The organism is Nocardia sputi (assembly GCF_023501985.1).
The window spans coordinates 102,403-117,922 of sequence record NZ_JAMFLC010000004.1; the positions used below are offsets into that span (position 1 = coordinate 102,403).

Below are 15,520 nucleotides of genomic sequence, written 5' to 3' on the forward strand. Positions count from 1 at the left end.
TAGCATCGTCGGGGTGAGTCACCCGGACACGGCCGAGCAGGACCTCCCCGGGCCGACGGAGTGGGGTGAGCATCCCAACGGCGTCGGCCCGTGGGCGAGCGAGCACGTCGAGCCGCCACCGGACGATCCGCGTCTGGACCCCGAACTGCTGGCGGGCGGCGACCGCCGCAACGTGGTCGACGCCTACCGGTACTGGAGCCGCGAGGCCATCGTCGCCGACATCGATCGGCGCAGGCATCCGTTCCACGTCGCGATCGAGAATTTCGGGCACGACGCGAACATCGGCACGGTGGTCCGCACGGCGAACGCCTTCGCCGCCGCGGCGGTGCACATCGTCGGCCGACGGCGCTGGAACCGCCGCGGCGCCATGGTGACCGACCGCTACCAGCACATCCGCCACCATGCCGACATCGGGGAGCTGCTGGCGTTCAGCGAACGCGCCGGGCTGACGGTGGTCGCCGTGGACAACGTGCCGGGCTCGGTCCCGTTGGAGACGGTCACGCTGCCGCGCGCGTGCCTGCTGCTGTTCGGCCAGGAAGGCCCCGGTGTCACCGATCACGCCAAGCAGGCGGCCGTGATGACGGTGTCGATCGCGCAGTTCGGTTCCACCCGCAGCATCAACGCGGGCGTGGCCGCGGGGATCGCGATGCACGCGTGGATCCGGCAACACGCCGATCTGTCCACGGCGTGGTCATGATCGTGTCGCGCGCTCGGCCTCGTGAACAGGAGATCTTCCGGTGACGGTGCGAACCGGCACGATTTAACATCGCTTTCGTAACAAATCGGGCGCGTAAATCCGTTCTGGCCTGGCACCATTGACACATGACCTCGCGGAGCGACGATATCGAGGTGCCGCGCGCGGAGCACGCCGAAAAGCGCTCCTCGGCACCGCGTCCGCCGGCCGGCCGGGCGCAGGCGGGCCGGGATGCCGGGGCGCCCGCGACGCTGTGGTCCGAACGGGCGGACATGGCCGAATCGGCCGTCGTCTCACGCCACCTCCGCGCGCTGTGGGCGCTGCCGGGGACCGAGCTCGGCGTGGTCGGCTGGCCTGCCACCAAGCGCGAGCGGGTCTTCGGTTCGTGGCACTACTGGTGGCAGGCGCATCTGCTCGAGTGCGCGGTCGACGCCGCGAACCGGACGCCGACACCGCTGCGCCGCAGGCGAATCGCCGCGCTGGCGCGCTCGCACCGTATCCGCAACCTGACCGGCTGGACCAACCGGTACTACGACGACATGGCCTGGCTGGCCATCGCGCTGGAACGTGCCGAGCGCACTCAGGGCGCCGACGTGCGCAGTGCGCTGGCCGCGCTGGAGAAGCAGTTGCACGACGGGTGGCGCCCGCAGATCGGCGGCGGTCTGCCGTGGCGCCTGGGCTCGGACTACTTCAACGCGCCCGCGAACGGTCCCGCCGCGATCGCGCTGTTACGCCTCGGGCGGATCCAGCGCGCCCAGGAGATGGCCGACTGGTTGCATGCCACGCTGCGCGATCCGGAGACCGGTTTGATCCTGGACGGCATCCACCTGCCCTCCGGTGAGATCGAGCGTCCGGTGTTCAGTTACTGCCAAGGCGTGGCGCTCGGCCTGGAGACCGAGCTGGCCGTGCAGACCGGCGAGCCCGAGCACATCGAACGCGTGCACCGGCTGCTCGCGGCCGTCGAGGAACACATGACCACCGAGGGGGTCGTGAACGGCGGCGGGGGCGGCGACGGCGGACTGTTCAACGGCATCCTGGTCCGCTACCTGGCGCTGGTCGCCGTGATGCTGCCGGGTGAGGATCGGGAACGGGTCGCCGACCGCCGTCGGGCCGCCGCGATCGTGCAGGCGTCCGCCGAGGCGGCTTGGGCCAACCGGCTCCAGGTCGAGGGCGAGCCGCTGTTCGGGCACGATTGGAGCAAGCCTGCGCAACTGCCCGGCGGCAGCGCCGGAGCGGGCCACTTCACCTCCGGCGGTTCGGTGACCTCGTCGAAAGTACCGGGACGCGATCTGTCCGTGCAGTTGTCCGGCTGGCTGCTCATGGAGGCGGCCTACCAGGTCAGCGCCGCGGGTCTGTGACCGGATTCAGCTCTCCGACTCCAGCACCACGCTCGGTGTGGTCTCGAGCGTGAAGTCCTCGGCCGGCTGCGACATCTCCTGCCGGTAGTGCCGCACGCCGAGCGCCGTTCCGATGATCAGGCCCACCACCAGCGTGCCGATCACGATCGGCATCAACCACGGCACACGCTGCAAGAAGCTGCCCGCGTAGTAGCCGATGAGCAACAGCACCGGCGCCCAGACGATCGCTCCGATGGTGCTGGCCACGGTGAACTTGCGGTGGTCCATGCGGGCCGCGCCCGCGACCGAGGGGCACAGGGTGCGCACCCACGGAATCCACCGGGCGATCAATACCGCGACGAATCCGTGCCGGTGCAGCAACTCGGCGACACGCTGCAGGTTGCGGACGTTGATGTATCTGCCGTCCTTGCGGGCGACCAGATGTTGTCCGGTCCGGTGCCCGATCACGTAGCCCACCTGGTTGCCCGCGATGGCCGCGACCATCGCGCCCAGCGACAGCGCCCAGACGTGCGCCTCACCCGAGGCATGTGAGGCCATCACGATGCCCGCGGTGATGAGCATCGAGTCACCGGGCAGAAACAGCCCGAGGATCACGGCGCACTCGAGGAAGACGAAGGTCAACACCACTGTCCAGACGAGCGCGGGGCCCGCCGACAACAGGGGATCGAAACTGCCCACGGCTAGGGGCGACGATTCGGTCGTCACCGGCTTCAGTGGGTGGGCTCGCTGGTCGAAGCGGTCAGCTCGGCCTCGACCGGTTCGGTCGCGGGCGCGCTGCGGTTGAGCAGCTTCTTCGCCACCGCGGTGATGCCGGGCAGGATCGAGACGAACACGATGAGCAGGAAGATCGCCTCGATGTTGTCCCGGATGAACGCGACGTTGCCCAGGAAGTAGCCGAGAATCGTGACACCGCCGCCCCACAGCAGCGCGCCGACGATGTCGAACGCGACGTACTTGCGGTAGTCCATCTTGGACACACCGGCCAGCACCGGCATGAAGGTGCGCACGATCGGCACGAACCGGGCCAGGATGATCGTCTTCGGTCCATGTTTCTCGAAGAACTCGTGCGTCTCGGTCACGTAGTGCTTCTTGAAGAACCGGGTGTCCTCCTTGTGGAACAGCGCGGGACCGATCGCCCGGCCGATCCAATACGCGCATTGGTCACCCGCGAAGGCGACCACCACGGTGGCGGGCACCAGCACCCAGATCGACACCGGCGGACTCGGCTGCGCGGCGAGCAGGCCGCCGGTGAACAGCAGCGAATCGCCGGGCAGGATCGGGAACAGCAGGCCGGTCTCGATGAAGACGATGACCAGGATGGCCGGGAGCACCGCGTTCTTCAGCCACGTCTCCGTGAGCAGGTGCATCGGGTCGAGCAACTCGGTAAGCGCGAGGTTGCTCGTCACCGATTCTGTCGCTGCCTGCAGAATCACGTGGCCTCCTGTCCGATACGGCTGGCTTGCATCGCTTGCCACCGCGTCGGAAGCTGCCAGCGCAAATTACCGGCACCACAGTACCGGCTCCACCTGAGAATGCTCATGCTGTGCGCGAAATTACCCGTGGGTCATCTGCGCACTCCCTCCCTGCATACCAGGCGAAACACTGCTGCCTTAGGGTGAAGGCTGACAAAATAGGTCTTTGCCGCACAACACGGAGGTCTTACTGTGCCCATCGCGACTCCGGAGGTCTACGCCGAGATGCTCGGTCGGGCCAAAGCCAACTCCTTCGCCTTCCCGGCCATCAACTGCACGTCGTCGGAGACGATCAACGCGGCCATCAAGGGTTTCGCGGACGCGGGCAGTGACGGGATCATCCAGTTCTCCACCGGCGGCGCGGAGTTCGGTTCCGGCCAGGGTGTGAAGGAAATGGTCACCGGCGCGGTCGCGCTGGCCGAGTTCGCGCACGTGGTCGCGGCCAAGTATGACGTGACCATCGCGCTGCACACCGATCACTGCCCGAAGGACAAGCTGGACACCTTCGTCCGGCCGCTGCTGGCGATTTCGCAGGAGCGGGTCAACGCCGGACAGAACCCGCTGTTCCAGTCGCACATGTGGGACGGCTCCGCGATCCCGATCGACGAGAACCTCGAGATCGCGAAGGAACTGCTGAAGGCCACCCACGCGGCCAACATCATTCTCGAGGTCGAGATCGGCGTCGTCGGCGGTGAAGAGGACGGTGTCGAGGCCGAGATCAACGAAAAGCTCTACACCTCGCCGGAGGACTTCGAGAAGACCATCGACGCGCTAGGCGCGGGCGAGAACGGTAAGTACCTGCTCGCGGCCACCTTCGGCAACGTGCACGGGGTGTACAAGCCGGGCAACGTCGTGCTCAAGCCCGAGGTGCTCGCCGAAGGGCAGCGGGTCGCGGCGGCCAAGCTGGGCCTCGGCGCCGACGCGCAGCCGTTCGACTTCGTCTTCCACGGCGGTTCCGGCTCGCTGAAGTCCGAGATCGAGGACTCGCTGCGCTTCGGCGTGGTGAAGATGAACGTCGACACCGACACCCAGTACGCGTTCACGCGGCCGGTCGCCGGGCACATGTTCGCCAACTACGACGGTGTGCTGAAGATCGACGGCGAGGTGGGCAACAAGAAGGCCTATGACCCGCGCAGCTACCTGAAGAAGGCCGAGTCGTCGATGGCGGCGCGCGTGGTCGAGGCGTGCAACGACCTGCACTCCGCCGGACGCTCGATCAGCGCCTGACCCTGATACACCCGTCAAGGGCTAGGTGCACATGAGTCTGGATGTGCGCGTGCTCGGGCCCGTTCGCCTGCTCGTCGGTGGTGAGCCGGTGGCGGTCGGCGGGCCCAAACCGCGAGCTCTGCTCGCCGCGCTCACGGTGAACCGGCGGCGCGCGGTGTCGTCGGCCGCGCTCGCCGACCTGGTGTGGAACGAGGAACCGCCCGACTCCTATGCCGCCAGCTTGCAGGTCTTCGTCTCGAACATCCGTAAGGCGCTGCGCAATTCCGGCGTCGACCCGGCGACGGTGCTGCGCACCGAGTCCTCGGGCTATCGGTTGGAGATCGATGAGACCGCCTGTGACCTGGGTCGTTTCGAGGCAGCGCGGGAAGCGGGCGCCCGTGCCGCCGCGGTGGGCGATCACGCGGGGGCGGCGCAGTTGTTCGGTACCGCGCTGCGCGAGTGGAGCGGCCGGGCGCTGGCAGATCTGGCCGGTCTGCAGTTCGCCGACGGTTTCGCCACCGCCATGGACGAGGAGCGGCTGCTGGCGGCCTCGGCCCGCATCGACGCCGAGATCGCTTGCGGGCGGGCGTCCTCGGTGATCGGCGAGTTGGTCGCGATGACCACCGAGCACCCGCTGCGCGAACCGCTGTGGGGTCAGTTGATCACCGCGCTGTATCTGTCCGGACGTCAGGCGGACGCGCTGGAAGCCTGCCGCAAGGTACGCGGGGTGCTCGCCGACGAACTGGGCATCGACCCGGGACCGGCGCTGGTCGACCTGGAGCAGCGCGTGCTGCGGCAGGAGCCGCTGAGCACGGTCGAACTGCGTCAGGTCGAGCGCCTCGCCGCGGCGATGACCGAGACCGTCACCGAGGTGCCGCGCGCCGTGCGCAGCGGCCAACTGCGCATGCCGGACGGACGAGTGGTGGCGATCGCCCAGGGCGGTCTGCGTATCGGCCGGATGACCGACAACGACCTGGTCCTGGACGATCCGAGAGCCAGCCGCTACCATGCGCACATCATGCCGAGCCGCGCGGGCCTGCTCATCAAGGACCTGCACTCGGCCAACGGCGTCTTCGTCAACGACGATCAGATCGACAGCGGCGCACTGCTCGCCGACGGCGATCAGATCCGCATCGGCGCGACGATCCTGACCTTCCAGGCGCTGCGCTAGTCGCTCCGATCGCTGGTCGCGCCGCTTGCAGGCGATTCCGTCGCCGTCCCGGTCCGGATGCGCGTTGAAGCCGGGCTCCCCGCGGTAGAGCGGCCAGGCCCCTTCCGCACGGACCTGGTCGCAATCGGTGTAGGTCTTCCGCGATGGCTCACCGGACTCGGTGTCGATTCACTCGCAGGCGATTCCGTCGTTGTCCCGGTCCAGGTGCGAGGCATAACCGGGTTGTCCGCGCAGCAAGGGAGCTCGGCCCGCGTTGCGGACCTCCGTGCAGTTCTTGTAGGAGGGGCTCGGCGGTACCTGTGGCGGCGGGTTGTTCGGCTGCCGTGGATTGTCCGACCGGGGTGGAGGTGTATGCGGTGGTGCCGCGGGGGGCGGGCAGAACTGAGCGGAGCCGGAATTGCACAACAGATCGGTCAGCGGGTCCGCCACCGCTACGGGCGATCCGAGGGTGAGCGCGGCGGTGGTCAGCAGGCAGGCGGAGCCGACGCCGAGCAGGGTACGCAGGAGCGTGTTCTTCATGTGATCCGTTTTCGGTCGGCGCCGGGCGCGTCGGACACACTCGGCGGCAACGGGTTCGAACTATGACCCGGAGCGGTGCTCCGGACGGCCACTCTCCCCGACAGGAGTCGTCGCGGAGTGGACGCTAGCAGGGTCGCCGTGTCCCGCTGGACAAATTGAAGCAATCTCATGCTTTTTATTCGGCGTGTCGGTCGGCCGTATCCGAAACTCGAACGAGGTAGGGTCGTTCCGCTGGTTCGTGTCCGCGAGTTTCGTGTCCGCAATGGATTTCGAGGGGTTTGCAATGGCGATGCGAATGCTGGCCGCGGTTGGTGCGGTCGTCGTCGGCGCGGGAGTGCTCGTCTACGCCGACGGGCCTGCCGCCGCCGCGCCGGAAGCGACCGACATCCCAGCCGGAGTTGGCCCGTGCGCGACCGACCCGGTGGCGACCCACGAGCCGCTGGTGCCCAAGACGCTGGAGGTGCCGATCCCCTATCCGGTGGTCACCGTGCTCCCGGCGCAGGCGCCGGAAACCGTGCCGAAGCGGACGCGGATGGAGCTTCCCCCGGACCCCTGCACCAGTCCCTGCCCGGATCTCACCGATCTGCCCGGCGCGCCGCCCGGTCTCGCCGCCCAGCTCGGGATTCCGGAGATCCTGTTGAATCCCAAACCGTTCCACTTCGCGATTCCGGGGCCCGGTCCTGATCCCGGCCCGGTGCCCGCGCCGCCCGCGCCGATCCGGCCGCCGGTCGAACCCGCGGCGCAGTCGCCCGCCCGGCCCGCGCCGCGCTTGGGCCCCGCCCGCGAGGTGGCGAAGCTGACCGGCGCGAACTCGGTGAACCGCACCGATAAACGGTGGCAGGTGGACGGCACCGACCTCGGCATCATGTGGGAGAGCGCGCCGGGCGAGATTGCGGCCGCGTTCGGCGACACCGTCGGGCGCGGCTTCCATCCACCGGGCGGCATGGGGCTGGATTGGCGCAGCAACGTGCTCGCCTTCAGCACAGACCGCGACCTCGCCGACGGCGTGAGCTTCGACCGGATGGTCACCGACGACCGCTGCCACGCCGCCGAGGTGCTCTCCAGCCGCAAACTCGACAACGTCGAGGTCACCACCATTCCGACGTCGGGTTTCGCGCTCGGCGGGCGACAGTACCTGAGTTACATGTCCATTCGGACCTGGAACAGCCTCCCCGGCACGTTCTTCACCAACTACGGCGGCATCGCCTACTCCGACGACCACGGGCAGACCTGGACGAAGGATCCGCACGCACGCTGGGACAACATCTTCGGTCTCGCCAATTTCCAAGTGAGCGCGATGGTTCCGCAGGGCGGTTACGTGTACATGTTCGGCACGCCCAATACCCGGCTCGGCGCGGTCGGCCTGGCCCGGGTGCCCGAGGACCAGATCCTCAACACCACCGCCTACCAGTACTGGCGCGACGGCGTGTGGACGCCGGTCGGCGGGTTCGCCTCGGCCACGCCGATCGTCGACGGCCCTGCCGGAGAACTCTCCGTGCGCTACGACGCCGCCCGCGACGTCTGGCAGATGAGCTATCTGGACACGGCGAAGGCCGCCATCGTCGTGCGTGAGGCGGACGCACCGCAGGGTGTGTGGTCGCAGAGCACGCCTACGGTGTCCGTGCTGAACTATCCGGAGCTCTACGGCGGGTTCATCCACCCCTGGTCTTCGGGATCGGACTTCTACTTCACCATGTCGACCTGGAACGACTACAACGTCTACCTGATGCACTCGGTCTTCGCCGAGTGATCAGGTCGCCTAGCGCAGCCGGACCTCGGCCAGCGCGCGACCGAACAGCTTGCGTCCTTCGGAAGAACCGCCGAGCAGGATCGTCGCGGTGCGGCTACCAGGGTCCAGGGACTTGATCCGGCCGGTGAACTCGACCGTGCTCGCCGCGTCGGCGGCGACCGGGACGAAGCCGGAGAACCGCACACTGAACTTGCGGATGGCGGTCGGATCGCCCAGCCACGCGGTGAGATAGCCACCGGCCAAGCCCATGGTCAGCATGCCGTGCGCGACGACGGTCGGTAGCCCCGCGATCTGTGCGGCGTGATCGCTGAAGTGGATCGGATTGGCATCGCCGGACACGCCCGCGTAGTTCGCCAGGTCGCCGCGGGTCAGCCGGAAGGAGCCGTCGGGGAGCTGGTCGCCCGGGGCGAGCTCGTCGAACGACGGCAGCGTGTGCACCGGCGCGTTCTCGTGTTCGTGCGGCTCGACCAAGGGACCGACGCCGAGCGGCACCAGGGCGTCGTTGGAGCCGACGGTGGCTCCGGCGGTATCGGACTCGGCCGGGCGCCCGTGCATCATGATGTTCTCGACCACGTCGTTCAAGGCGGCGTCGGCCTCGGCGCCGCGGCGCGCGACGATCGTGGTCGACCCGACGATGGCGACGTCGCCGTGCCGGTTGCTCAGCGCGAAGCGCACCACGATGAAGTCGTTGTCACCGAAGCGGCGGATCGACTCGACGACTATCTCGCTGCGCACCCGGTCGCCGGCCAGGATCGGGCGATAGATCTCGAAAACCTGGTCGGTCTGCAAGAACTGGGACAGGTCGTAGTCGGTGAGTACCGAGTCGAGCAGCGCCCTGGTCCCGGTCATCCCGATCACCGAGGCGAAGGTCGGCGGCGCGATGATCCCGGGATACCCGAGGGCGCGAGCATCGCCGTCGCGCTGATGCGCCGCGTGGTGATTCTGTACCGCGCGCGCGAACTCCCGGACCTTCTCCCGGCCCACCTCGTAATGGTCACGCACCCGGAATCGCTGTCCGGCCGGCGTCGCCGCAGCGACAGCGACATCCGGCCGCGCCATCGTCTGTTCCCTGCTCATGATCCGGGCCATGCTACTGCCGAGCCGGACCATTGACCAGGTGTGTGTGATATGCGCGACCGGCATCGATGCGTGTCGGCTATCACGTGGCTGAGTGGTTACTGCGTGCCGGAGGGCGGGTCGCAAACCTTCCATCCGCCGTCGGTGCGCTGTAGATCGAAGGTGCGTGCCGACCGCTTCGCCGGGTCGGCCTCGGTGTACACCGTGGCCTGGGCGATGGCGGTGTCGTCGGTGATGCGGATGGCGTCGACGCTGTCGACCACCGGAATGTTCTTGCGCTCCATCGACAACTTGTGCACGCCTGCGAACTGGTCACTCGGAATGCCCTGATAGAAGTCGTGCAGAGGACCGCAGGTGCTGGAGCGCAGCGCCTCCAGGTCGCCGGCCCGCAGTGCCTCGGTGTAGCTGGTGATCGCGCCGCGCACCTGGGTCTCGGGGGAGTCTTCTCCGGTCATGGTGACCAGCGCCACGATCGCCGCGACGAGCGCGACCACCAGCACGACTGCGGCGCCCACCCCGAGGAGTCGGCGATTGATCCCGGCGGACGCGGTGGCGGACGCCCCGGCGCCGGGCTGCGGAGCAGGGGCGATCCGCTGCGGCGGCGCGACGGGCCGGGTGTGCGGCGCCCGCGGACCGGCCATGGATTGCGCGGGCACGGTCTGCTGGACGTCGGCGGGCGACGGTGCGGTAGCCACCTGTCGCGGTCTGCCCTGGGAGCGCTGCGGCGACGGCCGGGTCTCCTCGACTCCCGGTCCGTGCTGCGGCGGGGCCGAGGGACCTTGCGGACCGGACGGACCGGACTGCTTGGGCCCGGAGGCCGGACGCGGCGTGCTCGGCGGCTTCGTGATCGGCACCGGTCCCGCGGGCGGCGCGACCACGCGATCGGTCCCCGGCCTGCCGCCGTCCGCGGGGCGCTGGATGGGGAGCGCGACGGTCTTCGCGTCGTCCAGGCCGACGACCGGCATCGCCATCGTCACGTCATCGGAACCGGGTGGGTTCTGCTCGTTTCCCTGGGTGGGCTCAGCGGCGGTCGCCGAGCCCGGACCCGCCTGCCCGGCCGGCGGCTGCGGCTTGCGCATCACGACGGTCGCGCCTTCGCCCGCCGGAGCGGGGCCGCCCTGCGGGGGTGCCGCCGTCTCGGCGGCGCCGCTGGGCGAATCGGAATCGCTCGCCGCGGCTTTCCCGCTCCGGGTTGTGTCCGCCGACGAACCCGGCGCAGCCTCGGCGGGCTCGGCCGCTTCGGTCTTCGCGGCGGCGGCGGCTTTCGCGGCCGAGCCGGGCGCCGTCTTGTCCGCGGCGGGTTGCTCCCGTTGCTTCGCGGACTCTTTCGCGTCGGAGCCGCTCGCTGCTGCCGAACCCCGCGTGGTGGCGGACGGCAACTGATCCCGCTTGATCACCACGGTGCGCGCCTCTGCGGAACCGGCCTTCGGGGTGTCGGCAGTCGTATCGCTACCGCCCTCCGGCCGCTTCGACGCGGACGTCCGATCGATCGCGGTCGTCTCCGCGTCGGCGCCCGGCGTGCCCGCGTCGGCGCGGGATTCCTCGGGCGCGGCGTTCGCCTTGCCGGTGCTCGCCGATTCGGAACGCGCCGTGCCCGCGGCGCCGGGTGCGGGCGATGCGGCGGGCGCGGAAGAGGTCGGCGTATTCGGTCCGGTCTTCGGCTGGACGGCTGGTCCGGTCGACGCGGAAGTAGGAGCCGCCGAACCGGTAGCAGGGGGCTTCGACTTGTCTGCGCTACCCGCCGCGCCGGTACGTGCGTTGTCCGTAGCCGGTGAGTTCGGGACCGGGCCGGAGGAAGGCGTCTTCGCGCCGCCTCCGGAGCCGGGGACCGGTGCGCCGGGGCCGCCGGTGGCGGATGCGCCCGAACCACCGGAAACACCGGTCGCGGGGGAACTCGGCGCGGCCGGACGTGAAGCGGGCTGGTTCGGGGGCTTCTTCCTGGCGGGGGCGGCGGGCCTCGTGCCGCTCCACGCTCCGAGCCCGGGTGAGGTCTGCTGTGCCGGGCGAACATTCTTCGCGGTGGTGTTCGCCGACGCGGAGGCGGCCGGATTCGCGGGGGCGGCCGGGTTCGCGGGGGCGGAGGCCGGGGAGTTCGTGCCGTCCGCGGGGCGGGTCACCGGTTTCGGCATCGCCGGATTCGCGTTATCGGTTGCTGCCGGTTTCGGGTCTTCTGCGTGCGCCGCGCCGGCGGCCGGACCACCGGCGCCCGCGTCCGCCTTCGATGCCGCCGGGGAAGCGTCCGGGGTGTCGCGACCGGTCGGCGCCTTCTCGCCGCCCGGCCGCTGCGTCTTGGCGATGCGTTCGGTGGGGGCAGCCGATGAATCCGCAGCGCTCTTGCCCGGGGCGGGAATACGTTGGGTGGCGGCGCCGGGGCGTGCGTCGGCCCCTGCCGTGTCGGCCGGTCCGGCACTGTCACGCGCCGTGTTCTTCTCGTCGTTCGGGTCGGACACGCACACCCCTCGCTAAGGCGGAACTGTTGAACTCGACGGCCAGCCTAATGGGCGCGGCCCGCCGAAGTCCGTCATCAACCCACGCCGAGCCGAACCGGCGCCGACCGTCCCGTACGACGAGCCGCGACCGGACCGAAATCCGTGCTCGGCTCGCGCCGGAGAGAGCGGAACGCGAGCTGGAGCAGAGGCAGCCGCCTATCGGGCAAATCGGCCTGCGGTGCACAATGAACCGCATGACCTCGTTCGGTGACCTGCTCGGACCGCAACCGGTACTGCTACCCGAAATCTCCGACGCCGAGGACGCGCTGCTCGACAACGCCGATCCGGTGCGGGTCGCGGCCGATCACCCGGCCGCCTCGATCGCATGGGCGCACCTCGCCGAAGCGGCGCTGAGTCGCGGCGAAGCCCAGGACGACGCGGTCAACCACGACATCGTCGCCGCGTACGCGTTCGCCCGCACCGGCTATCACCGCGGCCTGGACCTGCTGCGCCGCAACGGCTGGAAGGGCTTCGGGCCGGTGCCGTGGAGCCACGAGCCCAATCGGGGCTTCCTGCGCAGCGTGGGCGCGCTGGCCCGCGCCGCCAAGGCGATCGGTGAGACCGAGGAGTACGCGCGCTGCCTCGACCTGCTGGAAGACTGCGACCCCCGGGCGGCCGCGGAGCTGGGTCTCGACTGAGCCGTAGTGAGCGCAGCATCGCGTAATGATTCCAGGAGCAGCGGCGGCCGGTTGACCGGCGGGCTGGCGCCCGATTCCCGCGTCGGCGTCGCCCGCGCGAGCAGTATGGCGAGGCTGCGCACTTCTTGGGCGCGGCTGCGCCGGTCGGTGCTGCCGATCATCCAGTGTTCGGTCGGCGCCGCGCTGGCCTGGTTCCTCGCCCACCACGTCATCGGCCACGCGTTGCCGTTCTTCGCGCCGACGGCCGCCGTGGTGTCGATCGGCATCTCCTTCGGCGCCCGGCTGCGCCGCTCGGTGGAGCTGGTGGTCGGCGTCGCGGTCGGCATCGGCATCGGCGACTTGTTCATCTCCCGCGCGGGTACCGGTGTCTGGCAGATCGCGCTGGTCGTCGCGGTCGCCATGGCGGCGGCGGTGTTCCTGGACGGCGGTTCGATCATCACCATGCAGGCGGCGGGTTCCGCCGTGCTGGTGGCGACTTTGCTGCCGCCCTCGGTGGGCGGCGGCTTCTCCCGCATGATCGACGCCCTCGTGGGCGGTCTGGTCGGCGTGGTGGTGGTCGCCGCGATTCCCCTGCACCCCGTGCGCAGGGCGCGAACGCTCGCCGCGGACATTCTCGGCGTGATGGGCAGATCTATCACCGATTGCGCCGACGGTCTGCTCGAGCAGGATCCGGAGAAGCTGCACCGTGCGCTCACCGCGATGCGCGCCACCCAGCCGCAGATCGACTCGTTGCGCGCGACTCTGGAGGGTGGCCGCGAGATCAGCCGGATCTCGCCGCTGTACTGGAACTCCCGTTCCCGCCTCGAACGCATCAGGGCCACGGCCGATCCGTTGGACAATGCCATCCGCAACACCCGAGTCCTGTTGCGGCGCTCGCTGACTCTGGTGCGCGACGACGAAATCCTCCACCCCGGATTGATCGACGAGGTGGAGCGCCTCGGCCAGGCCGTCGACGTGGTGCGCCGGATGATGCTGACCGACCCCGGCGAACAGCCCGACCGGGCCGAAGCCGCCCGCGTACTGCGCTCGGTCGCGAAGGGTGCGCGTCCGGAACTGGTAGCGGGCGCGGGACTTTCGGCCCACGTCGTCTTCGCGCAGGTGCGTTCGACGCTGGTAGACCTGATGCAAGTCTGCGGCGTCCAACGTGTCTCGGCGATTGCCCTGCTGCCGCCGACGGTCAAGAACCCCTACGTGCGGCCCGAGGTATGAACCCGGACTACTCAGCGGTAATCGGACATTCGCGCCCGGCACCGTGGTCCGCGTCCGGCGCGGCGCGCCGAAAAATTGATCTTCGGGTAGTCCGCTACTCGTGTTCCGCGCGTCTTCCCGCCGTAGTTTTGCGATGTGACCGCGAGTCGAGGGGAATCGCGGTCGACCGCTTCGCACGCGGACGAAATGGTTCCTTGGCCAAGGGGTGTGGTGGCCAGGGAAGGGGCGGATCGGACGCGAGCGAAGAAGCAGGGCCGCCTGGCCGATTCGACCGGGCGGCCCTGCGCCCGCGTATATCCGGAGCGTCGCAGGTCGGCCGGTTCGAGCCGCGGATCAGGTCCAGAATCGAGTCAGGTAGCTGCCGTAGCGCGACCAGTCCGACGGAACGCCGGACAGCTCGAACAGGGCGTACACCGCGTCGAAGAACACTTCGTTGATGGCGGGGGTGAACAGCAGCGCGAACAGGATCAGCATGCCGAACGGCTTGAACTGGTCGAGCGAGCGTCTGGTCTGGTAGCTCAGCGACGGCTCGACTATGCCGTAACCGTCCAGTCCCGGCAGTGGGATCAGGTTCAGCAGCGTCGCGGTGATCTGCAGGAACGCAAGGAAACTCACACCGAACCAGAAAGCCGGATGGGAATCGGTGCTGCCCCAGAGCTGAACCACCACCAAGAGGAGCACCGCGCACAGTGCGTTCACGGCGGGCCCCGCACCGCTGATGATCCGCTGCGTACGTGGCGCGACATTGTGCGTGTGCACGTAGACCGCGCCGCCCGGCAGGCCGATGCCGCCCAGCGCGATGAACACCATCGGCAGCACGATCGACAGCAGGGGATGGCTGTACTTCAACGGGTTCAGCGTCAGATAGCCGCGCAACTCGACCTCACGATCACCCGCCCGCCACGCCCCGTACGCGTGCGCGAACTCGTGCAGGCACAGCGAGACCACCCAGCCGAACACCACGAAGACGAAGACCCCGGCCTTGGCTCTTGTCGAGTCCAGCGGGGCATCCCAGGCCAGCGCACCGCCGAGGGCGGTGAGGGCGATCACGAGCAGGAACACCGGGCTCGGCCGCACCGCGCGCGACCTGCGGTCGATCGGAATGGTCATCGCACAAGCAGCCAGGGTTCGTGGTGGCGGTAGAAAGTCGAGCGCGGCACCGGGCGGTCGGCGCGGATGCCGTCCCTGGTCACGATGGCGCCGGGCGTACCGAGCTGCGCCGCTCGCCCCTCCAGCCAGCGCCGCTTGCGGAAGCCTTTGCGCACGGTCGCCCGGACGCCGGGCGGTTCCAGGCACGGCGAGACGAGCATGGCCGCCACCTTGCCGGAGAACAGTTGCGTGTCGTCGACGTACGCCTCGCCCTCCAGCTTCTCCCCGCCGACGCCGGTGATCACGGCTCGGCCCGCGAGCACCTTGCCGGTGTCGTCGCGGACCAGCGGCGTCTGGACAGCGCGGCCCTCGATGGCGCGCTTGGCGGCGGCGTTGCCGGTGCCGGTCTGGTAGGCGCGCGAAGCGTAGGACTTCTCGATCGGTACGTAGCCGATCTCGACGTGCAGGCGCTCGGTGCGCATCAGGTGGGTGAGCACCGCGGCCAGCGCGGCGTCCTCGCCGAGCACGATCAGCCGCGGCAGGCTGTCGGCGGCCAGCACGGGAAGCAGCTCATCGATCACGGACGACTCGGGGATGGCGGCCGTCTGGGTGGTCGGCAGCGCCGCGAGCGCGATGGGTACGGGGGCGCCGTCGCAGCGGAGAACATGGGTACTCAAGCTGCCGTACACCCTCCTCGGTTCGAGCCGACACCGTCGGGCCCCTCGCCATTGCGGCCGAACCGGCTGCGGCTCGTCCGTCCACGCCGCGCTGCCGCTCGGCGTGCCGTGCAACCATAGCCCTGCCCGGCCGCGACCACACGGTTGTCGAGCCTACGACGAGATCCGCCG

General features: G+C 69.4%; 15 protein-coding genes and 1 pseudogene. 8 read left to right on the forward strand and 8 right to left on the reverse strand.

Translation table 11 applies throughout. From position 1 onward, the window contains the following. The first annotated feature begins 13 nt into the window (after positions 1-13). Together M8859_RS07515 and M8859_RS07520 are read left to right on the forward strand one after the other, a co-directional pair. Entirely contained in the window at positions 14-697 is a 684-nt protein-coding gene (locus M8859_RS07515) for a TrmH family RNA methyltransferase (RefSeq protein WP_159922012.1), read from the forward strand. 269 nt (positions 698-966) lie between these two features. After that, positions 967-2,052: a glycoside hydrolase family 76 protein gene (locus M8859_RS07520; protein WP_195139274.1), complete on the forward strand. Its 1,086-nt coding sequence runs from the start codon at positions 967-969 to the stop codon at positions 2,050-2,052. Positions 2,053-2,058: 6 nt separating this feature from the next. Here M8859_RS07520 and M8859_RS07525 read toward each other — a convergent pair whose 3' ends face one another. Next, positions 2,059-2,757: a DedA family protein gene (locus M8859_RS07525; protein ID WP_159922010.1), complete on the reverse strand. Its 699-nt coding sequence runs from the start codon at positions 2,755-2,757 to the stop codon at positions 2,059-2,061. Between the two features lie 5 nt (positions 2,758-2,762). Continuing rightward, positions 2,763-3,419 carry a VTT domain-containing protein gene (locus M8859_RS07530; RefSeq protein WP_159922144.1) on the reverse strand — a complete coding sequence of 219 codons (657 nt, stop codon included), beginning with the start codon at positions 3,417-3,419 and terminating at the stop codon, positions 2,763-2,765. Positions 3,420-3,716: 297 nt separating this feature from the next. Between M8859_RS07530 and fbaA the strand changes: the two genes are divergently transcribed. Both fbaA and M8859_RS07540 read left to right on the forward strand, forming a co-directional pair. Further along, positions 3,717-4,751, forward strand: coding sequence for a class II fructose-bisphosphate aldolase (fbaA, locus tag M8859_RS07535; RefSeq protein ID WP_159922008.1), 1,035 nt, complete (start codon positions 3,717-3,719; stop codon positions 4,749-4,751). A 31-nt stretch (positions 4,752-4,782) separates the two neighbouring features. After that, positions 4,783-5,901, forward strand: coding sequence for a BTAD domain-containing putative transcriptional regulator (locus tag M8859_RS07540; RefSeq protein WP_159922006.1), 1,119 nt, complete (start codon positions 4,783-4,785; stop codon positions 5,899-5,901). A 39-nt stretch (positions 5,902-5,940) separates the two neighbouring features. Here the strand turns inward: M8859_RS07540 and M8859_RS37225 are convergent. Beyond that, positions 5,941-6,069, reverse strand: a pseudogene (locus M8859_RS37225) (excalibur calcium-binding domain-containing protein); the annotation flags it as partial. Next, on the reverse strand, positions 6,070-6,420 hold the full coding sequence (locus tag M8859_RS07550; protein WP_159922004.1) for an excalibur calcium-binding domain-containing protein: 351 nt from the start codon (positions 6,418-6,420) through the stop codon (positions 6,070-6,072). Positions 6,421-6,703: 283 nt separating this feature from the next. On the opposite strand from M8859_RS07550, the gene M8859_RS07555 reads away from it, so the two are divergent. Further along, on the forward strand, positions 6,704-8,170 hold the full coding sequence (locus M8859_RS07555) for a glycoside hydrolase family 183 protein (protein ID WP_249644046.1): 1,467 nt from the start codon (positions 6,704-6,706) through the stop codon (positions 8,168-8,170). Between the two features lie 9 nt (positions 8,171-8,179). On the opposite strand, the gene M8859_RS07560 is transcribed toward M8859_RS07555, so the two are convergent. Together M8859_RS07560 and M8859_RS07565 are read right to left on the reverse strand one after the other, a co-directional pair. Further along, positions 8,180-9,247 carry a fused (3R)-hydroxyacyl-ACP dehydratase subunits HadA/HadB gene (locus M8859_RS07560; RefSeq protein WP_159922000.1) on the reverse strand — a complete coding sequence of 356 codons (1,068 nt, stop codon included), beginning with the start codon at positions 9,245-9,247 and terminating at the stop codon, positions 8,180-8,182. Positions 9,248-9,345: 98 nt separating this feature from the next. Then, the gene (locus tag M8859_RS07565; protein ID WP_249644047.1) at positions 9,346-10,647 is read right to left on the reverse strand and encodes an Rv0361 family membrane protein; all 1,302 of its coding nucleotides are present in this window, start codon (positions 10,645-10,647) and stop codon (positions 9,346-9,348) included. Between the two features lies 1 nt (position 10,648). On the opposite strand from M8859_RS07565, the gene M8859_RS07570 reads away from it, so the two are divergent. The 3 genes from M8859_RS07570 to M8859_RS07580 all read left to right on the forward strand — a co-directional run bounded on the left by M8859_RS07570 (position 10,649) and on the right by M8859_RS07580 (position 13,583). After that, the gene (locus M8859_RS07570; protein WP_249644048.1) at positions 10,649-11,713 is read left to right on the forward strand and encodes a hypothetical protein; all 1,065 of its coding nucleotides are present in this window, start codon (positions 10,649-10,651) and stop codon (positions 11,711-11,713) included. A gap of 208 nt (positions 11,714-11,921) precedes the next feature. Beyond that, positions 11,922-12,374 carry a DUF3151 domain-containing protein gene (locus tag M8859_RS07575; protein ID WP_195069686.1) on the forward strand — a complete coding sequence of 151 codons (453 nt, stop codon included), beginning with the start codon at positions 11,922-11,924 and terminating at the stop codon, positions 12,372-12,374. Between the two features lie 105 nt (positions 12,375-12,479). Continuing rightward, positions 12,480-13,583 (forward strand): FUSC family protein, encoded by a 1,104-nt coding sequence (locus M8859_RS07580; RefSeq protein WP_195069772.1) that lies wholly within the window; start codon positions 12,480-12,482, stop codon positions 13,581-13,583. 333 nt (positions 13,584-13,916) lie between these two features. Here the strand turns inward: M8859_RS07580 and M8859_RS07585 are convergent, their stop codons facing one another. Continuing rightward, on the reverse strand, positions 13,917-14,693 hold the full coding sequence (locus M8859_RS07585) for a site-2 protease family protein (RefSeq protein ID WP_249644049.1): 777 nt from the start codon (positions 14,691-14,693) through the stop codon (positions 13,917-13,919). Continuing rightward, positions 14,690-15,349 (reverse strand): hypothetical protein, encoded by a 660-nt coding sequence (locus M8859_RS07590; protein WP_236565334.1) that lies wholly within the window; start codon positions 15,347-15,349, stop codon positions 14,690-14,692. Before M8859_RS07590 ends, M8859_RS07585 begins: the two co-directional genes overlap by 4 nt. Positions 15,350-15,520 lie beyond the last annotated feature (171 nt).